The 16,060-nt window shown below is 65.2% G+C and carries 14 protein-coding genes; 7 read left to right on the top strand and 7 right to left on the bottom strand.

All coding sequences use genetic code 11. From position 1 onward, the window contains the following. Positions 1 to 616: acyl-CoA dehydrogenase family protein (locus tag UK23_RS32700; RefSeq protein WP_196777977.1), on the bottom strand; the 616-nt coding region annotated here is incomplete at its 3' end. Next, entirely contained in the window at positions 613 to 1,380 is a 768-nt protein-coding gene (locus tag UK23_RS54855) for a DapH/DapD/GlmU-related protein (RefSeq protein ID WP_045315569.1), read from the bottom strand. The genes UK23_RS54855 and UK23_RS32700, both read right to left, overlap by 4 nt. A 190-nt stretch (positions 1,381 to 1,570) precedes the next feature. Between UK23_RS54855 and UK23_RS32690 the strand changes: the two genes are divergently transcribed. Then, positions 1,571 to 2,938, top strand: a complete 1,368-nt coding sequence (locus UK23_RS32690) for a helix-turn-helix domain-containing protein (RefSeq protein ID WP_045315568.1) — start codon at positions 1,571 to 1,573, stop codon at positions 2,936 to 2,938. A gap of 4 nt (positions 2,939 to 2,942) precedes the next feature. Beyond that, the gene (locus UK23_RS32685) at positions 2,943 to 3,584 is read left to right on the top strand and encodes an HAD family hydrolase (protein WP_045315567.1); all 642 of its coding nucleotides are present in this window, start codon (positions 2,943 to 2,945) and stop codon (positions 3,582 to 3,584) included. A 6-nt stretch (positions 3,585 to 3,590) separates the two neighbouring features. On the opposite strand, the gene UK23_RS32680 is transcribed toward UK23_RS32685, so the two are convergent. After that, positions 3,591 to 4,871 carry a helix-turn-helix domain-containing protein gene (locus UK23_RS32680; RefSeq protein ID WP_045315566.1) on the bottom strand — a complete coding sequence of 427 codons (1,281 nt, stop codon included), beginning with the start codon at positions 4,869 to 4,871 and terminating at the stop codon, positions 3,591 to 3,593. Positions 4,872 to 5,135: 264 nt separating this feature from the next. Between UK23_RS32680 and UK23_RS49770 the strand changes: the two genes are divergently transcribed. From UK23_RS49770 to UK23_RS32655, 5 genes are all read left to right on the top strand, one after another. Next, complete coding sequence (locus UK23_RS49770) at positions 5,136 to 5,474, top strand: zinc finger protein (protein WP_082115152.1); 339 nt, start codon at positions 5,136 to 5,138, stop codon at positions 5,472 to 5,474. After that, positions 5,464 to 6,048, top strand: coding sequence for a hypothetical protein (locus tag UK23_RS32670; protein ID WP_045315565.1), 585 nt, complete (start codon positions 5,464 to 5,466; stop codon positions 6,046 to 6,048). Before UK23_RS49770 ends, UK23_RS32670 begins: the two co-directional genes overlap by 11 nt. Then, entirely contained in the window at positions 6,045 to 6,725 is a 681-nt protein-coding gene (locus UK23_RS32665; RefSeq protein ID WP_045315564.1) for a helix-turn-helix domain-containing protein, read from the top strand. The genes UK23_RS32670 and UK23_RS32665 overlap by 4 nt, the downstream gene beginning before the upstream one ends. Before the next feature lie 113 nt (positions 6,726 to 6,838). Next, positions 6,839 to 7,375 (top strand): hypothetical protein, encoded by a 537-nt coding sequence (locus UK23_RS32660; protein WP_045315563.1) that lies wholly within the window; start codon positions 6,839 to 6,841, stop codon positions 7,373 to 7,375. Between the two features lie 19 nt (positions 7,376 to 7,394). Beyond that, positions 7,395 to 8,381, top strand: a complete 987-nt coding sequence (locus UK23_RS32655; protein WP_330770353.1) for a site-specific integrase — start codon at positions 7,395 to 7,397, stop codon at positions 8,379 to 8,381. A 249-nt stretch (positions 8,382 to 8,630) separates the two neighbouring features. Here UK23_RS32655 and UK23_RS32650 read toward each other — a convergent pair whose 3' ends face one another. The 4 genes from UK23_RS32650 to UK23_RS32635 form a co-directional block, all read right to left on the bottom strand. Continuing rightward, a complete protein-coding gene (locus tag UK23_RS32650) occupies positions 8,631 to 9,266 on the bottom strand; it encodes a nucleoside hydrolase (protein ID WP_082115151.1) in 636 nt (211 codons plus the stop codon). 531 nt (positions 9,267 to 9,797) lie between these two features. Then, complete coding sequence (locus UK23_RS32645) at positions 9,798 to 11,075, bottom strand: hypothetical protein (protein WP_156213542.1); 1,278 nt, start codon at positions 11,073 to 11,075, stop codon at positions 9,798 to 9,800. Further along, positions 11,068 to 14,475, bottom strand: coding sequence for a serine/threonine-protein kinase (locus UK23_RS32640; protein ID WP_045315560.1), 3,408 nt, complete (start codon positions 14,473 to 14,475; stop codon positions 11,068 to 11,070). Before UK23_RS32640 ends, UK23_RS32645 begins: the two co-directional genes overlap by 8 nt. Next, positions 14,475 to 15,386: a serine/threonine-protein kinase gene (locus UK23_RS32635; RefSeq protein ID WP_082115150.1), complete on the bottom strand. Its 912-nt coding sequence runs from the start codon at positions 15,384 to 15,386 to the stop codon at positions 14,475 to 14,477. The genes UK23_RS32640 and UK23_RS32635 overlap by 1 nt, the downstream gene beginning before the upstream one ends. Positions 15,387 to 16,060: the final 674 nt, after the last annotated feature.

Here is a 16,060-nt window from a genome sequence, read left to right as displayed (position 1 = left end):
GGCCCGGCTCGTTGGCGTCAATTGCGGCGGCGACGAGCCGGCCGTCCGGGGCTCGGAAGAACAGCACGAACACGGCGGCTTCAGTCAGGCGGCTGATCCAGGTCTTCCGGCCGGTCACCGTCCATGTTCCGCCCGATCCTGCGACCGCACAGGTGTGGGTCTCCGCCGGACGGGAGCCGCCGTGAGGCTCGGTGACCGCGATCCCTGCCAAGTCGCCCGCCAGCAGCCGCAGTATCCAACGTTGCCGGGCCTGTGGACTGCCGTGCCGAGCGATGAGCCTGCCGTGACCGAGTCCGGTGGTGTCGCGCAGGTCGATGTCGCAGTATCCGCACACGAACTGCGTCAGCACTTGAAGCAGGTCCGGATCAGCGGTCGTGTCGACCTCGCGGGCCAAGTCCTGCCGGATCAACCGCAGGCGGCGGCTGCGCTCTGCACCAGCCGGGAGGTCCGGCCCCACCGGATGCCGCATCAGCGCGTGGTCCAACCTCTCCGCAACGACAGTCAGCCTCGTCCAGTCGATCCGGCCGCCGGGGTCGAGGACAGGCTGCAGCGGCCGCAGCCAGGTCGTGATCGCCCCGGCCGCCGTAGTTCCGCCGTCAGGCATCGTTGGTTTCACCGGGCCTCTCCCTGCACGCGGGCCGGATGGCCGTAAGCCAGCGCTCCCGGTGGCACATCGCGAGTGATCACGGAACCTGCCCCGACCAGGGCGCGCTCACCGACCACCACACCTGCCAGCACGACGCAGCCGCTGCCGACCTTGGCTCCGGTGTCAAACCTCGGTGCCGCGAGGGTGGGCTCGCGGTCTGGATCCCGCCACGTCAGGGTCTTGTCGTTGATCGTGCGCACGCCGGCCCCCAGAAACACCCGGTCGGCAAGCACGGTCGAGCTCGTGATGTGCGAGCCAGGTGAACAGCGCACATCCCGTCCGATGCGGACCTCGCGTTCCACGGTGAGGTGGTGGCCGAGTTGCGACTCTGCACCGACCTGAACCCCGGTGCGGAGCAGCGTGTGGTGCCCGACCAGTGCGTTCACTCCGATCGCGACCTCGGCGTATACGACCGCGCCCGAGCGAACCGTCGCTCCTGCGCCGATCACGGTGCCGCCACCGACACCAGGACGAATCTTCCCGACGGCATAGCCGAGTTCGGGTTTTCCGATGACGGTGTGCTCTTCGACGCGAGCCTGCTCACTGATGGTCGTCCCGCCGTGCACCACTGCGAACGGCTCGATCACCGCACCAGCGCGGATCACGACCGGGCGAGGCGTACCCAGTTCATCGACCGGAACGAACATCGCGTACCGGCTGATCACGACGTTGCTGTCGGCACACAACAGGCCGGCGTGGTCGAGCTCGGAGGCAGTCATCTCTCGGGTGGTCATCGTCGTCCCTCCTCGCGCGGCAGGACGGTGGACTGCCGCGACACCATCAAGAACACGACCAACTCCACCTCGTTGACCAGCGAAGTTGCTGGGTACAGCGGGTCGTTTGCAGGGTCTGCAAATCTCCTGGCACGGACCGTGATCGTTTGGATACGCTGAACCACCCTGCCCTGAGTGAGGAGCGCAGGTGATGGATCCGACTCGCGCGATCTGGGACAACCATGAGGTCCGAGTCGCCGTTGATTCCGGAGATCTCGGCGCGATCGTGCGGGCAGTCCGTCGCGCGACTCCACTTACACTGGCCGATCTCGCAGAGAAGTGCGGCTACTCCGTTTCGACGCTGTCGCGCATGGAGCGTGGCAAGCAGCCGTTGCGCGACGTTCAGGTCCTGAGGTGTTTGGCCGACGCGCTGCAGATCCCGCCGCATCTCCTGGGTCTCACCGACACACGATCACGGTCCGTGCGCACGCAGCGTCCCGTCGCTAGGGTCAACGTCATCCTGGCGCCGGACGAGGAGACCGACCCCATGCGTCGTCGCACGCTGCTCGTGGGATTGACCGGCCTGGCCGGCACCGCGGTGCTCGGTACCGAAATTCCGTCCTGGGCCACGAACGACCCGGTGGACGTGTTGGAGCGGGCCCTGCTCGCTCCGCCTTCGACCGACGCCATCCCGGTGGGGATCACGGAACTGCGCCGAAAGGTGGCCGCCGTACGCTCGGTGTTCCAACTCGGCCACTACACCGAATCCGCCTCCCGGCTGCCTGCCGTCCTGTCGACCGCGATGGCCACCCGCGCCGAAGCGGACAACCCTGCCGAAGCCAACGGACTGATGGCAGACCTCTACACGCTCGCGTCCGAGTTGATGGTGAAGCTCGACCGCACTCAGTCCGCGCTGATCACCGCTGACCGCGCGGTACAGACGGCCCACGACACGGACGACATCCTCACCCAAGCAGCCGCGCACCGCGCGTGGGCGATCGTCCTGCGCCGTACCGGTCACGCCGACGCGGCACAGAGCCTGATCTTCAACTCCATCGAGACCCTGCAACCCGATCTGCACCGCGGCCCGGAACACTTGTCGGTGTACGGATCTCTGCTGTCCACCGCCGCCTACACCGCGGCCGTCGACGGTGATCGCGACTCCGCCCTCAGCCTGACGGGAGAGGCGGTCGAGGCTGCTGCCAGGCTCGGCGTTGACGCCAACCACCGGTTCACCGCTTTCGGCCCCACCGGCGTCGGGCTGTACCGGATCAGCGTCGCCAGGGTTCTCGGCGACTACGGCACCGCGATCGAAGCCGCCAGGCAGGTCAAGCCTGCTGCCATCCCGGTAGCCGAACGGCGCGCTCGCTACTGGTCCGACGTCGCCCACGCCTACCACGAATGGAACAAGCCCGAGCACTCCTTCCGTGCGCTACTCGCAGCCGAACACGCCTCTCCCGATGAGGTCAGGTACCGCAAGCCGATCCAACAGATCACTATCAGCCTGCTGCGGCACCCGACAGCGCATGCCCTGTCCGGCTTGAAAGCCTTCGCCGCACGTACGGGCGCGGTGGCGTAGCCGCATGATCACCGCTGTCGTCTTCGATGTCGGCGAAACACTGTTGGACGATTCCCGTGAGTGGGCCGCATGGGCCGACTGGATCGGCGTGCCGCGGCACACGTTCTCGACAGTGCTTGGCGCGGTAACCGCCTCCGGAAGAGACAACGCGGAGACCTTCCAGTACTTCCGGCCGGGCTTCGACGTCGCGCGCGAGCGCCAGTTGCGCGAGGACGCCGGACTGGGCGAGCAGATCGACGAGCAGGACCTCTACCCCGATGTCCGGTCAAGCCTCGCGGCGCTGCGCGGCCTTGGATTGCGGGTTGGGGTTGCCGGCAACCAGACCGCCCGTGCAGCAGAGCTGCTGCGAGCTCTAGCCCTACCTGCCGACTTCGTCTCAACGTCCGGGGAATGGGGCGTTGCCAAGCCTTCCAAGTCATTCTTCGACCGCGTTATCGAAGCCGCAGCAGCACCTGCGGAGCAGATCGTCTACGTGGGAGACCACCGGGACAACGACGTCGTCGCAGCGAAGGCCGTTGGACTGCGCACGGCGCTTATCCGTCGCGGTCCCTGGGGACACCTGTGGGCCGGCGATCCCTTGGTGCAACGGGATGCCGACTGGGTCATCGACTCACTCGACGAACTTCCTGCGCTGCTCACTGGGTAGAACCCGTCAGATCGCCCGTGCTCCAGCCCAAGCTGCGAGCTCGACCACCCTGCTGTTGCCAGGACGAAGCTGCAGTAGTGAAGCGAGAGTTCCCTTGACCTGAGGATGTTCTCGCGTGTGTTGAGGAGCCGCGTCCCGCGCCATCTCGATGCAGACGTAGGCCTCTTCATGGTGCCCCAGATCGTGTTGCGCGCTGCTCAGCTCGATGTAGTAGTGCGAACGGCGCTCCGCAGGCAACTCCCCCGACGGATGCCACGTCGCTGCACACTCGATGCCCACCGGGTCGCGCAACTCAGTGGCCACCGCAAGTTCGTGGATGCGAATCGACTGCGGGCCAAAAGCCGTGCCGCGGTAGACGCCTTCGGGAACCCTCTTGGCCGCCTCGTTGGCCTCGCTCAGATGGTCTCGGGACGCGCGAGGATCGCCGATCCGACCGGCAACGACTGCGGCTCGCATGTGGAGAGACCCATAGGCGGCAGCGACGTGCTGATCGTCGAGATTGGACAAAGACAACTCGCTTGCAGCCTTCACGAGCGCTCGACCGGCAGTACTCAGATCGCCACTGGCGAAGAACGTCTCTGTGCGGACGTACTCAGCGGCTGCCACGAGCAGCGGGTCGTTCGCCTGAGCCGCGGACTGTCGCATGAGGTCGATGAGGCGGGCTGAAAGATCGAGATATCCGAACTTGAACGCGATCCCGTCCGCGGCACGAAATGTGAGAGCGCGAAGCAACGCGAGCTGTTGCTGCTGCACGTCTTCCGTCGCGAGCTGTCCTGCGCGCGCCAGCTCTACCAGAAGGTCAGGCAGAGCATCTGCAAGTGCGCCATACCTGGCTTCAAGACGGTGCTCGTTCACACGGGCCACGTCCGCGCTGATCTCGACCAGCGAACGAGTAGGCCCGTCACCAGGAAGGTCGAATGCGTCGAGTGTCTGCCGAACAAGCGGTATGACGCCGTGCACCCGGTCGAGGCTGTGTCCGATCTGGACGGGCCTATCAGAATCATGTCCAGCCAGGCCGGACCGACTGCCGACCGACCGCATGCCGAAATGCTCGTCCGCCGCCGTCAGCGACAACTTCTGCGGGTGGAGGAGCTCCAGCAACTCACGAATGCTTGTGAGTTCGAGCGCCTGCACGAGCCGCCGCTGCGTCGGCGGCTCTGGAGTCGCCTCGCCACGTTCCCATCGCCCGACAGTTCCAGTGGTGACGCCAAGGTGCTGAGCAAGCCGCTCCTGCGAGAAGCCCACAACCTTGCGGCGCTTCGCGAACGCCTCCCTCGGCGTGACCATCGATCCCCCTGACGTGAATGCGCCGCATAGTTCACCACGAGCCTAGCTTGGAAGGTGCACAAAACAGCGATTCAGCCCGAATATGTCGAGCTTCACCCAATCGGGGCATCCGCGCGTTTGCGCAGGTAGAAGCTCTAAATGATAGATCCCTGCTAGATCGGTGGCAGATTCGTGGGCTGGATTCTCAGCGCTACGGCAATTTGAGTGGATCACTACCGACACCGCGCGTCAGATCGCGCACACGTCCGCGGGAAGTGATCGGGCATGACTCGCAGCTACAAATGGCAACCACATGACGGAGCGCGCCACGCGCTGGCGAGCTCACTCGCCGAAGGCGATCCAGGAAGCACGTTGTGCGGTATCGAGGTCACCACCAAGTCCGACAAGTGGTCGGAATCCGAACGGTGCTGGCCGATGTGCCCAGCGTGTGACCTCGCCTGGCGCGAGAAGGAGCAGATCCTGCCGTGGCCCCGCGAGGGCATGCAGCCCGCGACTGAAACAGCGCAGATCAAACAGGTGATCGCTCCCCTCGCCACACCGTCCGCGGAGACACGGCCTGCGAACGCGAGCCGCTCCTGTGAGGACGCACTCCATGGAGCGTGATCTCGAACCCGCCGACGGCGGATACGTGCCGTGCGGTGTCGAGCAGATCACTCAAGACGGGACCCGACTTCGACAAGTCGATCACATCGGACTCGGAGCCTCCTGGGCCCTGCGCGCACTGGGCCACCACCTGCGGTCGGAACCCGAGCTGGTAGAACGCACACTTCAGTCCGTCGTCAACCACGCGGATCCACGGATTGCTGTCGCGGCAGCAAGCATCCTGGCAAGGGTCCTGCTCGACGGCATCCCACAGGATCAACTCGTCTCACCTGTCGCGTTTCCGATCGCCTTCGCTGTACCGGATGACGTGGACGCAGACGATCACGCAGCGTGGCACGAGAACGTCAAGGTCGCGTCCGCCTTCGTATCGGCACACGCTGCCCGGGATGCGGTTGCCGTCCAACAGATTGCGTCATTTCTGGGCGGCGATGGTGCGTTCGAAGTGCTGGTCGTCCTGGTGGACTCGGCAGCGCGGAAGCTGGAGCGCCATGCTGCCTGGTTCGGTGAGGCGTTGCGTTCCGCAGAGCTTCCACACGAGGCTGCGCCAAGGTTCGAGGACACGGACAGATCGTGAAGTTGATCGACAACGTATCCAAGGACCGCCGACTGTCCTGGAACCGCAAAGGCGGGTTGGTGTTGACCGCGTTCCTCGAACGCGTAGGCCTTGAGCTCACGGTAGTACGACTGCGCGAGCTGACCAGGCTGTCAAACCTCGATCTGGCCAATCAGTTGCAGCGCTTCATCAAGGGCGGGGTAGTGACCCGCCGGACAGACCTCGATGCGTTCCCTGCAGAGGACTACTTCCTGCTGTCACAAGAGATGCGGGTCCGTGCGCGAACCACACTGCAGCTGGCCGACGATCCCAAGCTGAGGGAACTCGCAGAGGAACGCGGCCTCGACATCGAAGCCGCGTTCAGCCGGTTCTCGACCCGGCAGCCGTACAAAGTGGCACTCGGCAAGGCGCTGCGTGACGTGCGCAACGATCTCACTTGGAGCCTCACAGACGTAGCAGAGGTTGCGCCGGTGCCGGTATCGGTGGCAAGCCTGTCCAACTATGAAACCGGAGTTACCCTCCCGAAGCTGACCATGGTCGCCCAACTGGCCCGCCTCTACGGGGTGAACGCAGTCGATCTGATCGTGCACGCCGCGTGCCACTCAAAGACCGACAAGAGGGTGCAACAGCTGAAGATCGCCGACCCGACGTTCCGCGCGGTACTCACGCACCTGTACGCCAGTCACGATCAGCAATAGTGCGCTCGATCGCCAGCAGGCACCGTAAGACGCCGGCCAGCACACGTACCGATCCCATCCGCGTTGCACGTCTTATGCCCGTTCACTGGGCATCCCCAGGTACACGCGGTTGCATGAAGCTCATGACGGCAACGACTGGCACACGGGACGACAGGGAGCACCGTAGATACCGACCAGGTCCCACGATCGCAGAGTCGATCATCGGTGCGGTCGTACCCGACTCCTTGACAGCCGCATCCCTGGCAAGGGAGCCGCTTCCCTCCCTCAACCTCAGCGAGTTGTCGGGGGACGGCACGATCCACTTCGGAATGGCCGCGATCGACGACCACGGAAGGTTCACCGACCGACGGATCCTTCGGACGCTGAGCTGGAGGCCGGACGACCGGATCGACATCGCTCTACGCGACGACATCATCGTTGTTCGCTCAGCTCACTGCGGATCGGACCTGGTCTCCCCCAGAGGTTTCATCAAGTTGCCGCTTCCGATCCGGAGATGGCGTTCCCTGAACGCCGGCGACAGGTTGCTACTCGTCTCCGTTCCCACTGCAGCAGTGCTCTTGGCGTATGACTGCGCGGCATTGGGGAAAATTCTCAACGCGCACCACGCGCCCGCCGCCGGACTCGATCATGCAACGCCCGGCTGCAGCTGATCTAGCTGCAGCTCGCGCCGTGCTCGACCGGCTCGGCGTGACACCCACGGACCTTCTCAACGAGCAGCGCACTCCGAGCGGGCACGTGCCAACCTTCGCCGAGTTCGTGCCGGTTGTCGCGAACGCGGTGAGCGATGGGACCAGGCGCCTCTACGGAATCTACTGGGCTCGAGTGCTGACGGTCTGGGGGACTCGAACACTCGATGAGCCGACGGCCACCGAGATCGCAGCGCTGGTCGAATCCACGAAGTCGCAGGCCATAGTGCGGCGCAACAGTCGAGGCGGCAGGAGTGCTGGCGAGCACATGGTCGCCGCGCTTCGCTGCCTGTACAAGTTTGCGGCAGCCGATGAACACATCGCCATTGGGCGCAACCCCGCGCTGCTCGTACCGAAGCCTCGCAGGATCCCGTCGACTCGTCGAGGACTGCCGAACGCGCGGGTCGAGGAGGTTGCTGAAGTCGCCTCCACAACTGGGAACGACCCGGCGCTCGACGCGCTCCTCGTCCGTCTTCACCTTGAAACAGCCTGCCGCACTGGTGCCGCACTTGCTCTGCGCCCCTGCGACATCGACGCGGAACAGTGCCTGATTCTTCTGCAGGAGAAGGGTGGGGTCTTCCGTTGGCAGCCGGCGTCACCGACCCTCATCGCGCACCTGATCGACCACGGCCTCGTACGCGGCAGTGTGGATCCACAAGGTCCGCTGCTCCGCTACCGAGATGGCAGGCCCCTGACGAAGCGCCGCTACGACGGGCTGTGGGCGCGCGTGCGGCGAGAACACGCGTGGGCGGCACGCCAGCTGGTCAGCACGCATTGGTTGCGCCACACGACGCTCACGTTCGTTGAACGCAGGTTCGGCTTGGCCGTCGCCCAGGCATACGCAGGCCACTCGCCGGCGAACAACTCCGCGACCACAACGACGACCTACATCCGCGCCAACGAGACCGAGGTCGCAACCGCGCTGTCCGCCCTCACCGGCGAAACGCACCCCCTCGCCATAGCTGCATGACCGGCGTCAGGTCCTGACTGAGGTCGCCATCGCGTTATCAGCGCAGCCAGGCGATTACCGCTTGGAAGCTGGTCGAGTGGCACATCGTCATTGGACTGGCCGCCGCGTTCGCCTCGCCGAGGCGCCAGTCGGCTGGTGATCTTCGTCGGCGCGAGTGCGTCGATCGCCCGCCTGATGATCATTCAGTCCGCCGAGTAGGCCAGCCCGACCACCCAATTCCGTTCCACCAGAGACTGCCAGCTCTTCGGGTCAGTCGACCCTCCGCAGGACCTCTGTGATCAAGTGGACGAGGTAGGTGTTGTCGAGGTTGACGAGTACGTCGACAGGTGGTGGTTCGTGAGTCGTCCGCGCCACCTGGTTCTGAAGTGCGCCAGGTGTCCATCGTGCCGCGCGGCCTCGGAACGGTCCGGGAGCGAGCTCAATGTGCAGGCTGCTGCTGGGGCGGAAGGCGGCGAAGGATGGATCTAGCAACAGCGCGACCGCCACCACGTCGTGAAGCAGCATTCCGCTGAGACCTCTGGTCGCTTCCAGGTAACTCAGCCAGGGGCGCAACGTCGGCACCAGGTATCGCGTGAATCGGTTGTCGATGCGTTCGAGCCGGTGCAGATCGTGCTGAGATAGCAGGGTCTTGGTGGTGACGTCCATCGGCACGTGGGTCAGTGCCGCCCCGCTGTTCATGACGATCGAAGCGGCCTCGGGGTCGTAGCCGAAGTTCGTATCGACGAGGCACCCGTCGACATCGAAGTCACCGAGATGCTGCAGGGCCACAACAACATCAACGTCGTGTTCGCCTCCACCGGACCTGCGGCGATCGGCTCGATCCAAGCGATCAACAACTTGGACGAGCCGGCCAGGTCTCGCTGTACGGCTTCTGCGCGCCAACATCGCGCTCGACCCCGTCGTCTACCGCGGATGCGTTGCGCAGGAGCCGATCCGGTACGCGCAGCTCGTCGTCGAGGACTGTAAGCGCGACCGCGTTCGTGAACGCCCAGCTTGGCAAGCCACCGGCTTGGCTCGCACCCAGGAATCTAGTCCGTGTCACCGCGAGCCCTTCCGCTGCGGTGAGAACCGATTCGCGGCGCGGTCAGGAGGTAGCTGCGTCCTGATCCGGCTCAGCGGTTCGCGTGACTCGGCGCGGACGGCGAATGGCGTGCCCGCGCTGACGTGCCGGCAAATGCAGCCAGGCGCACGGCCGGCGCCGGCCACATGTCGGGTGCTGCGCGTGCTACCGGCCTGGTCTGCTGATCACGGGTATCGCGCCATGCCATGGCATGGCGCGATACCCGCCACGATTCACTTGGGCTCCGAACTCGACCTGTGCCGTCACAGTGGACCTGCCGGAGGCGTCTGGGCTGACCGCGAAACTGATCATCTTGACCACCTTGTCGTCCGTCATCGGACCAGCGACTCGAGACGCTAGGGTTCGAACGGCGCGAGCCCTTGAACGTACGCGCGATCAGTCTCTTCAGGCACTGCCACCACCGTGCCCTGGTAGTCACGGAACGGCAGCCCCGCTCCACGGAAGGACAACCAGGGGAACTCCGAGACGACCCAGTTCCCGTCAAACACCAATGTGTTCGTGGCGCTGCCTTCAGGACGATGCATTCTGAATCTGCGGTACCGGCGAGCGAGGCGGTCGAGTTCGGTCTGAACCTCCCTTCCGCACCTTGAGAACACCAGATCCACTCGAACGCGGGCTCGCAACCTCTGTTCGAGCTTGGCGAGGAAGTGGGAGTCCACAACAGACGAGGTGGCCTCGTCGGTGGAGATCAATAGCCGGTCCTTGGCGGTCTCGAGCGCGGTCATCAGCGCGGCTTGATGCTCGAACAACTGGATCCCGCGGACTCGCGGAGAGTTCTCCTCGAACAACGTTCCTGGCGCGGGATAAACCCTTTCGGCTTCGAGGTGCGGCGGCAGCGGGGTGTACGACACGGCGGACGCGACTGTGAAGCCGAGCTTGTCCGTACCACCCAGCGTGCCGAGCGCTGTGTTGTGCACGTCGCTGTGGTCGCCATCGACGATGATCGCGGTCTCGACCTCTCCTCGGTCCTGGTCACCGTAGATCAGCAGGTTCACCACCAGGTACCTGTGCATCGACGGCGTCACGTCGATGACGTCGAGCACGTCGATCGAGCCGCCTCGGCCTCGGTCGTTCCGCTTCAGGATCGAGTTCACCGCGGCGGGAGTGACGTCCGGCGCCTTGATGCGGGTCGTGCGCTGAGCCGGAAGCAACACGCAACCTTCATTGACAGCAGCGGACTTCGTCACCAGGTCGCGGGGTTCGTAGTCCGCGACCGACCAGGTGAGCCGGTCGAAGGCGAGCTTGAAGTTCTTCTGGATCGGCCTGATCGACTCGAGTTCGTCCGCCAGCCTCCGCCCCCGTGCGGTCAGCGTCAGCTGCCCCAGCGCTGGTCCGACCACGAGCGCTCCCTCGCGAAAGTGGTCGGCGACCACGGCGTCGACGAGCTTCTGGTCCAGGCCCAGGAAAGCCGCGATGTCCACGGCCCCGCCGACCTCGGCTTTCAGCAGCCGGAGCACGAACTCGTCGAGCAGCGGCAGCGGTTTGGCCTCCTGCGCGAGCACGTCGGTGGCCACCACGGTGACCGGCACTGCGGCCTTCTCGATCCCGAGCAGGTCGAGACCTGGACGATCACCGCTGAACCGCTTGGTGAGCAGCATTTCCGCACTAAGCATTCTCCACCGCCTGCACGTCGCAGTCGTCAGGGTGTTCTCCGATATAGCGCACCACGTCCCGCAGCGCACCGTTGGCTGACTGGCAGAACTCCGCGTCACCCACGATCGTCAGACCGAACCTCGCCCGCGACACGGCGACGTTGATGCGCCGCCAGTTCTCCGCTCCGAGGAAGCCGAGGCTGAGCTTGTGGTTGCTCCTGGTGACCGAGAAGATCGCGACGTCGCACTGCCTTCCCTGCACGGCGTCGACCGAGAGCACGTCGACCTGCAACCTGGTGAAGCGCCGCAGGGACAGCCGACGTCGCATCTCCTCCACCTGCCGCCGGTACGGAGCGATGAGCAGGACCTCCAGCTTGCCGGAGTCGCCAGGCGTGCTCACGATGCCCTTCTCGATGGCGATCTCCAGTGTCTCCAACCGAGTGAAGATGATCCGGGCCTCGGCGCGGTTGGCGTAGCTGATCCCGCCCGGCCCGCGATCCTCTCGCCGCTCTTCGCCGAGTCGCGAGGTGTCGAGCCACAGGACGGGCTTGCCGAGCAGTTCAAGGCCGGGCAGCCCATCAGTGCGGGGCGAGCTGAGCTCGCCTCTGTAGAAGCAGGTCGACACCATGTCGCCGATCGGACGGATCATGCGGTACTGGTCGCGCAGGAGGAACTTCGAGTGCTCGGGCAACCGGTGGGAGAACCACTTGAAGAGTGTCTCCTTCACCAGATCCTCGTCGATGCCGTGATCGGTGAGAATCTCCGTCGACCTGAGCAGTTCCTCTTCCTGCGGCGGAAGCTGGTTGTTGTCGCCGACGAGAATCGCCCGGCGCGATCGGGACAGCGGGACCATCGCCTCTGTCGCGGTGGCCTTCGATGCCTCGTCGAGGATGCACAGGTCGATCTCGAGGTTGCGCACCGCCGCCTGCCCGACGAAACCGATGCAGGTTCCGGCGACCACCCGCGCGGTGCCGAGAAACGCCTCGGCTAGGCGGTTGTCAGTCGCGGTCCGCTGCAGCCACTCCGCCTGCAGCCCGACCAGGTCGAGCAGGCGCTGAGCGGAAACCGAGGTGCCGAGCAGCGCGCCCGCGGCCGAGAGGGCGTCCTCCACCGCCATGTCGGCGTGCAGGGTCAGGTCTCCCGCGAGGTGTTCTGCGGCTTCGGCGTGGAGCTGATCGTAGCGCAGTGCGAGGTCGTCCACCCGTTCCTGGAGATCGCTGTCGTCCTCCACGATCTCCAGGGACGTGGCCAGAGCGGAGGTGTCGTTGCTGCGGACCCTGCGCTCGATCTCGCGTTCGACGTCGTTCCGCTCCTTGACCACCTTCGCCAGCTGCCTCAGCGACAACGCCGCGTGCAGGTGGCGAAGGTCGAGGCCGCGCTCGTTCGCGACCTTCTCCAGGTACCGCTGGGCGTTGCGGCGGATGCCCTCCGCCCACTTCGTCATCCTGCGGTTGAGCAGCAGGTGGCTCACGGTCTTGTCGACTCTCGGGTCGTCGGGGTGCCCGAGCCGGACGATGCCTTCGATCCCCGCCTGTTCGAGGCGGGTCAGGGCGTTGTCCACCGCGACGTGCGTCTGGCTGACGATGAGGATGCGGGAGTTAGGCCGTTCCTTCAGCGACTGGAAGACGATCTCCGCGATGAGGTCGGTCTTGCCCGTGCCGGGAGGCCCTTCGACCAGCAGGACGTCCTGCACGCCGAGTGCAGCCTCGACCGCTTTCTTCTTCCCGTCGTCGAGGGTCCCGACCCAGTCGTCCACCTTGCGCGGTATCGGGGCTTCGACCTCGGCGGGATTCTGGATCCTGGCCCGCAGTTCAGGGCGGGCCGCCGTCCCGTTGCGCAATGCCGACAACGCGTCTCGCTGACGCTGCAGCGCTTTGCGGGACGGGCCCAGGAACGGCCGGAGGCCGCCGCTACGTTCGAGCGCTCCGATCGGAGTCTTGCTGCGCAGGGTGACAGAGTCGCTGTCCTGGTTGATGATCTGGCCGTACGCCACCACCCGGCGCGAATCCCTGGCCACGATCTCCCAATCCGTGCCGACGAGATCTTCCTCGACGGGGTCGCGCAGCTCCAGGTCGACCTCCCGGCCACGGACCACGCGATTGCTGTAGTTCAGCGTCCGGTTGGAGCCGCGGGCCAGGTCCTCCCGCGCCTGCAGGACCCTGCTCCACTCCTGGAGCATGTCCAGGCCGTCATAGCCTGTAGAGAGGTCCCCCGTGCGGACGGCCTGCTTCTCTTCCTCGAAGGCGTCGAGGGCGCTCAACAGGTCGTGCCGACCGCTTTCGGCCTGGACGCGATTCCGCGGTTCCGAGCACACCCAGGCCGCGAACTCGGCGACGTTCAACGCGGCTCTGCGGAACCGCTCGAGCTCCTCGTACTCGGGCGCCCGCGCACCCGTGACGACCAGCGCCAGCGGGCTGTCCAGTTTGAGCGTGAACTTCCATCGCTTTCCCGCGATGAAGACGACCGTGCGGTCGGCGGCACGTTTGCCGGTATCGAAGCGATAGGCGACGAACACGTCCTCGTTGAGGTCGTTCAGCAAGGCTGCCTCAGCGCTGCCACCCGCCGCCTCCGGATGTTCCAGCAACTGTCGCCGCGCCGCGTTGGTCAGACTGAGCCAGACAGTACTGCGGCTCGCGACCGGAAGCACCGAACGCCCGAGCAGGACGTTCTTCAGCTCATCAGCGAGCACCGCGCCGTTGGCCGGTCGTTCGCTATAGTCCAGATGCACGCATCTGCCGAGCAGCTTCCGCACGTCGGGCGGGATGTTGACGGCCTGGAGAGCGGGCTCCACGTCGGCGCGGGAACGCAGCCGTGCCTGATGCATCGCCTGGATCAGCAGCACACCCATCGAGTACACGTCACGGACGTACTTGACCTCGCCATCGTCCTCGGGAGGTGAGTACGGGCCGGACCCGAACCTCATCAGCGTATGCTCGCTGACGACTCCTTGCCGGACCTTCGCAATGCCGAAGTCTGCCAGCAACGGCATGCCGCCGTCGGACATGAGAATGTTGCTCGGCTTGATGTCGCGGTGTTCGACGCCGTTGAGGTGAGCATAGGACAGCGCTTGCACGAGCGGTTCGGCCAGCAGACCGGCGAGGTCGTCCCACTCATAGCTGGCCTTGGCCTCCAGCACCTCGGCGAGCGACTCCTCGACCCAGTCGAGGACGAGGTAGTGCACGTCGCGGCTCTCGTCGAACCCGGCGTCCCTCAACCTGATGATGTTGGGGTGGCTGAGCTTGCGGAGGCTTTCCATCTCGCGGACGACCGCCTGCTCACGGACCGGGTCCTCCGTGCGGCTCATCAGCTTCACCGCCACGAGCTTTTGGGCGGTGATGTCGAAAGCCTTGTGGACACTGGCGAAACCGCCGGTCCTGGGAGGCTCGTCCACCAGTACATACTTGCCGGCAATGGAGTCCATCACGCGCGCCGGGTCCTCACATTCATGATCTCGCGAAACTCACGCGCGGTCTGCAGCCGGGCAGCCGGCTCCTTCCGCGTCGCGGCGATGACGACCGACCGCCACGGCTCCTCGTCCGGCACGAGCGGTGAACCCTGCTTCGGAGTCCGGCTGGTCCGCGCCCAGCCGATGATCTGCCCAAGGCTGTAGAGATCAGCGCAGGCCGTGGCTCGATGCGCGTCCGTTGCCTGCTCCGGGGCGGCAAAGCCCTCGCTGCCGAGGAACTCGCCAGTCTTGGTACGGCCAGTGAACGTCGTGTCCCCTCGCGGCCGCCGGCCGAGTCCCCAGTCGGCGACCGTCCAGCGTCCGTCGACCAGCAGGATGTTGGCGGGTTTGAGGTCGCGGTGCAGCCAGCCCTCGTCGTGGGCCGCCTCCAACGCCGAGCAGACGGCCAAGACAAGCGTGGTGAGTGCGGCGTCGTCCAGCAGGGAGGAACGTGCGTCCTCGGCATTGCCATGTGCCAGAGGCATCACGAACCAGTCGTGCTTCAAGCCGAAGTCCAACACGGGCATGATGTGGTCGTTGCCTGGCAACAACTGGCCGAACTCGATCTCCCGTTGCATCCTGGCCACGGCCTCAACGTTCCACGACCTCCGCCGTTTGAGCGCCACCTGGACACCAGTCGCCTTGTGCTCGGCGGGATACACCTCCGCCTGACCGCCGCGCCCCAGTGGGCGATGTCCTAACCGGTAGGCCTTCTGGTCATGTCGCGGGTGGTCCCCCAGCAAATCGCTCGCACTCACGATGCTCCACCAGTTCGTGTGGTTGAGCGTACAACTTACTCGATAGGGTGACCACGCCGTCAAATCGAGCCACAAACGGCCCCGAATTGGATTGAACCATTCAATCGCCGATGACCAGCTTTTGTCCACTTTCCGCGCAGTGCTTCACCATGCGTTCTCACCTGAGAGCATCGTGCACCGTTGCCGGACAGACCAGATCGATGTGGACCACGCTCATCGCCGGACTCTGCCTCAGAAGGCATCGCGCGACCCACCAGCAGCCAGCGTACCGACGAGCGTGCGGTCCACGAGCAACCCTCAAGATGAGTGAAACCTGACCTACGACGCCGTAACCGACCTACGCGATCCAGGGCCACCGTCGAACAACGACAGCGCAACCAACTCGGCGGATTGGAGGAGTGGTGCGTTGTTCGCGATGGCCCTACTCCTGAGCTGCTCGGGTCAGTTGTCCATTTGTTCGGACCTGCCTACCCACTTGCCGATGAATATGCCCAGGCCAACCAGCCTGCGGGCGCAACCGAGGGAACCTGAGCCCGCTCGCCTGTGCGTAACCGTGAATTCAACGGGCGAGTCGCACTCAGGACCCACCAGGCCGACGACCACGATCCTGCCATCTCTTCCTCATTGCAGGTGAGAGACTCGATCGGATCGTTGTGCGGCACTCGGAACATGGTCTTCGCCGCCATCAGCCGAACAGGCTGCGCCTCGCTGTCACTCAATCCCGCGTGAAGGCGGCACCGCCACCATAGCGAGGCAGCCAGCGCTCGCCTTCATGCACCCGCGGCGGTGCCGACCGGATTCGT

The organism is Lentzea aerocolonigenes, from assembly GCF_000955955.1.
GTDB lineage: Bacteria > Actinomycetota > Actinomycetes > Mycobacteriales > Pseudonocardiaceae > Lentzea > Lentzea aerocolonigenes_A.
The sequence above is the reverse complement of the archived record's forward strand: the minus strand, read 5'-3'. Positions and strand labels throughout refer to the sequence as shown.

Bases quoted from the DNA above. Each gene is read 5' to 3' on its own strand.
- UK23_RS54855 (WP_045315569.1), bottom strand. From the start codon at position 1,380: ATGACCACCCGAGAGATGACTGCCTCCGAGCTCGACCACGCCGGCCTG.
- UK23_RS32690 (WP_045315568.1), top strand. From the start codon at position 1,571: ATGGATCCGACTCGCGCGATCTGGGACAACCATGAGGTCCGAGTCGCC.
- UK23_RS32685 (WP_045315567.1), top strand. From the start codon at position 2,943: ATGATCACCGCTGTCGTCTTCGATGTCGGCGAAACACTGTTGGACGAT.
- UK23_RS32680 (WP_045315566.1), bottom strand. From the start codon at position 4,871: ATGGTCACGCCGAGGGAGGCGTTCGCGAAGCGCCGCAAGGTTGTGGGC.
- UK23_RS49770 (WP_082115152.1), top strand. From the start codon at position 5,136: ATGACTCGCAGCTACAAATGGCAACCACATGACGGAGCGCGCCACGCG.
- UK23_RS32670 (WP_045315565.1), top strand. From the start codon at position 5,464: ATGGAGCGTGATCTCGAACCCGCCGACGGCGGATACGTGCCGTGCGGT.
- UK23_RS32660 (WP_045315563.1), top strand. From the start codon at position 6,839: ATGAAGCTCATGACGGCAACGACTGGCACACGGGACGACAGGGAGCAC.
- UK23_RS32650 (WP_082115151.1), bottom strand. From the start codon at position 9,266: ATGTTGGCGCGCAGAAGCCGTACAGCGAGACCTGGCCGGCTCGTCCAA.
- UK23_RS32645 (WP_156213542.1), bottom strand. From the start codon at position 11,075: ATGCTTAGTGCGGAAATGCTGCTCACCAAGCGGTTCAGCGGTGATCGT.
- UK23_RS32640 (WP_045315560.1), bottom strand. From the start codon at position 14,475: ATGGACTCCATTGCCGGCAAGTATGTACTGGTGGACGAGCCTCCCAGG.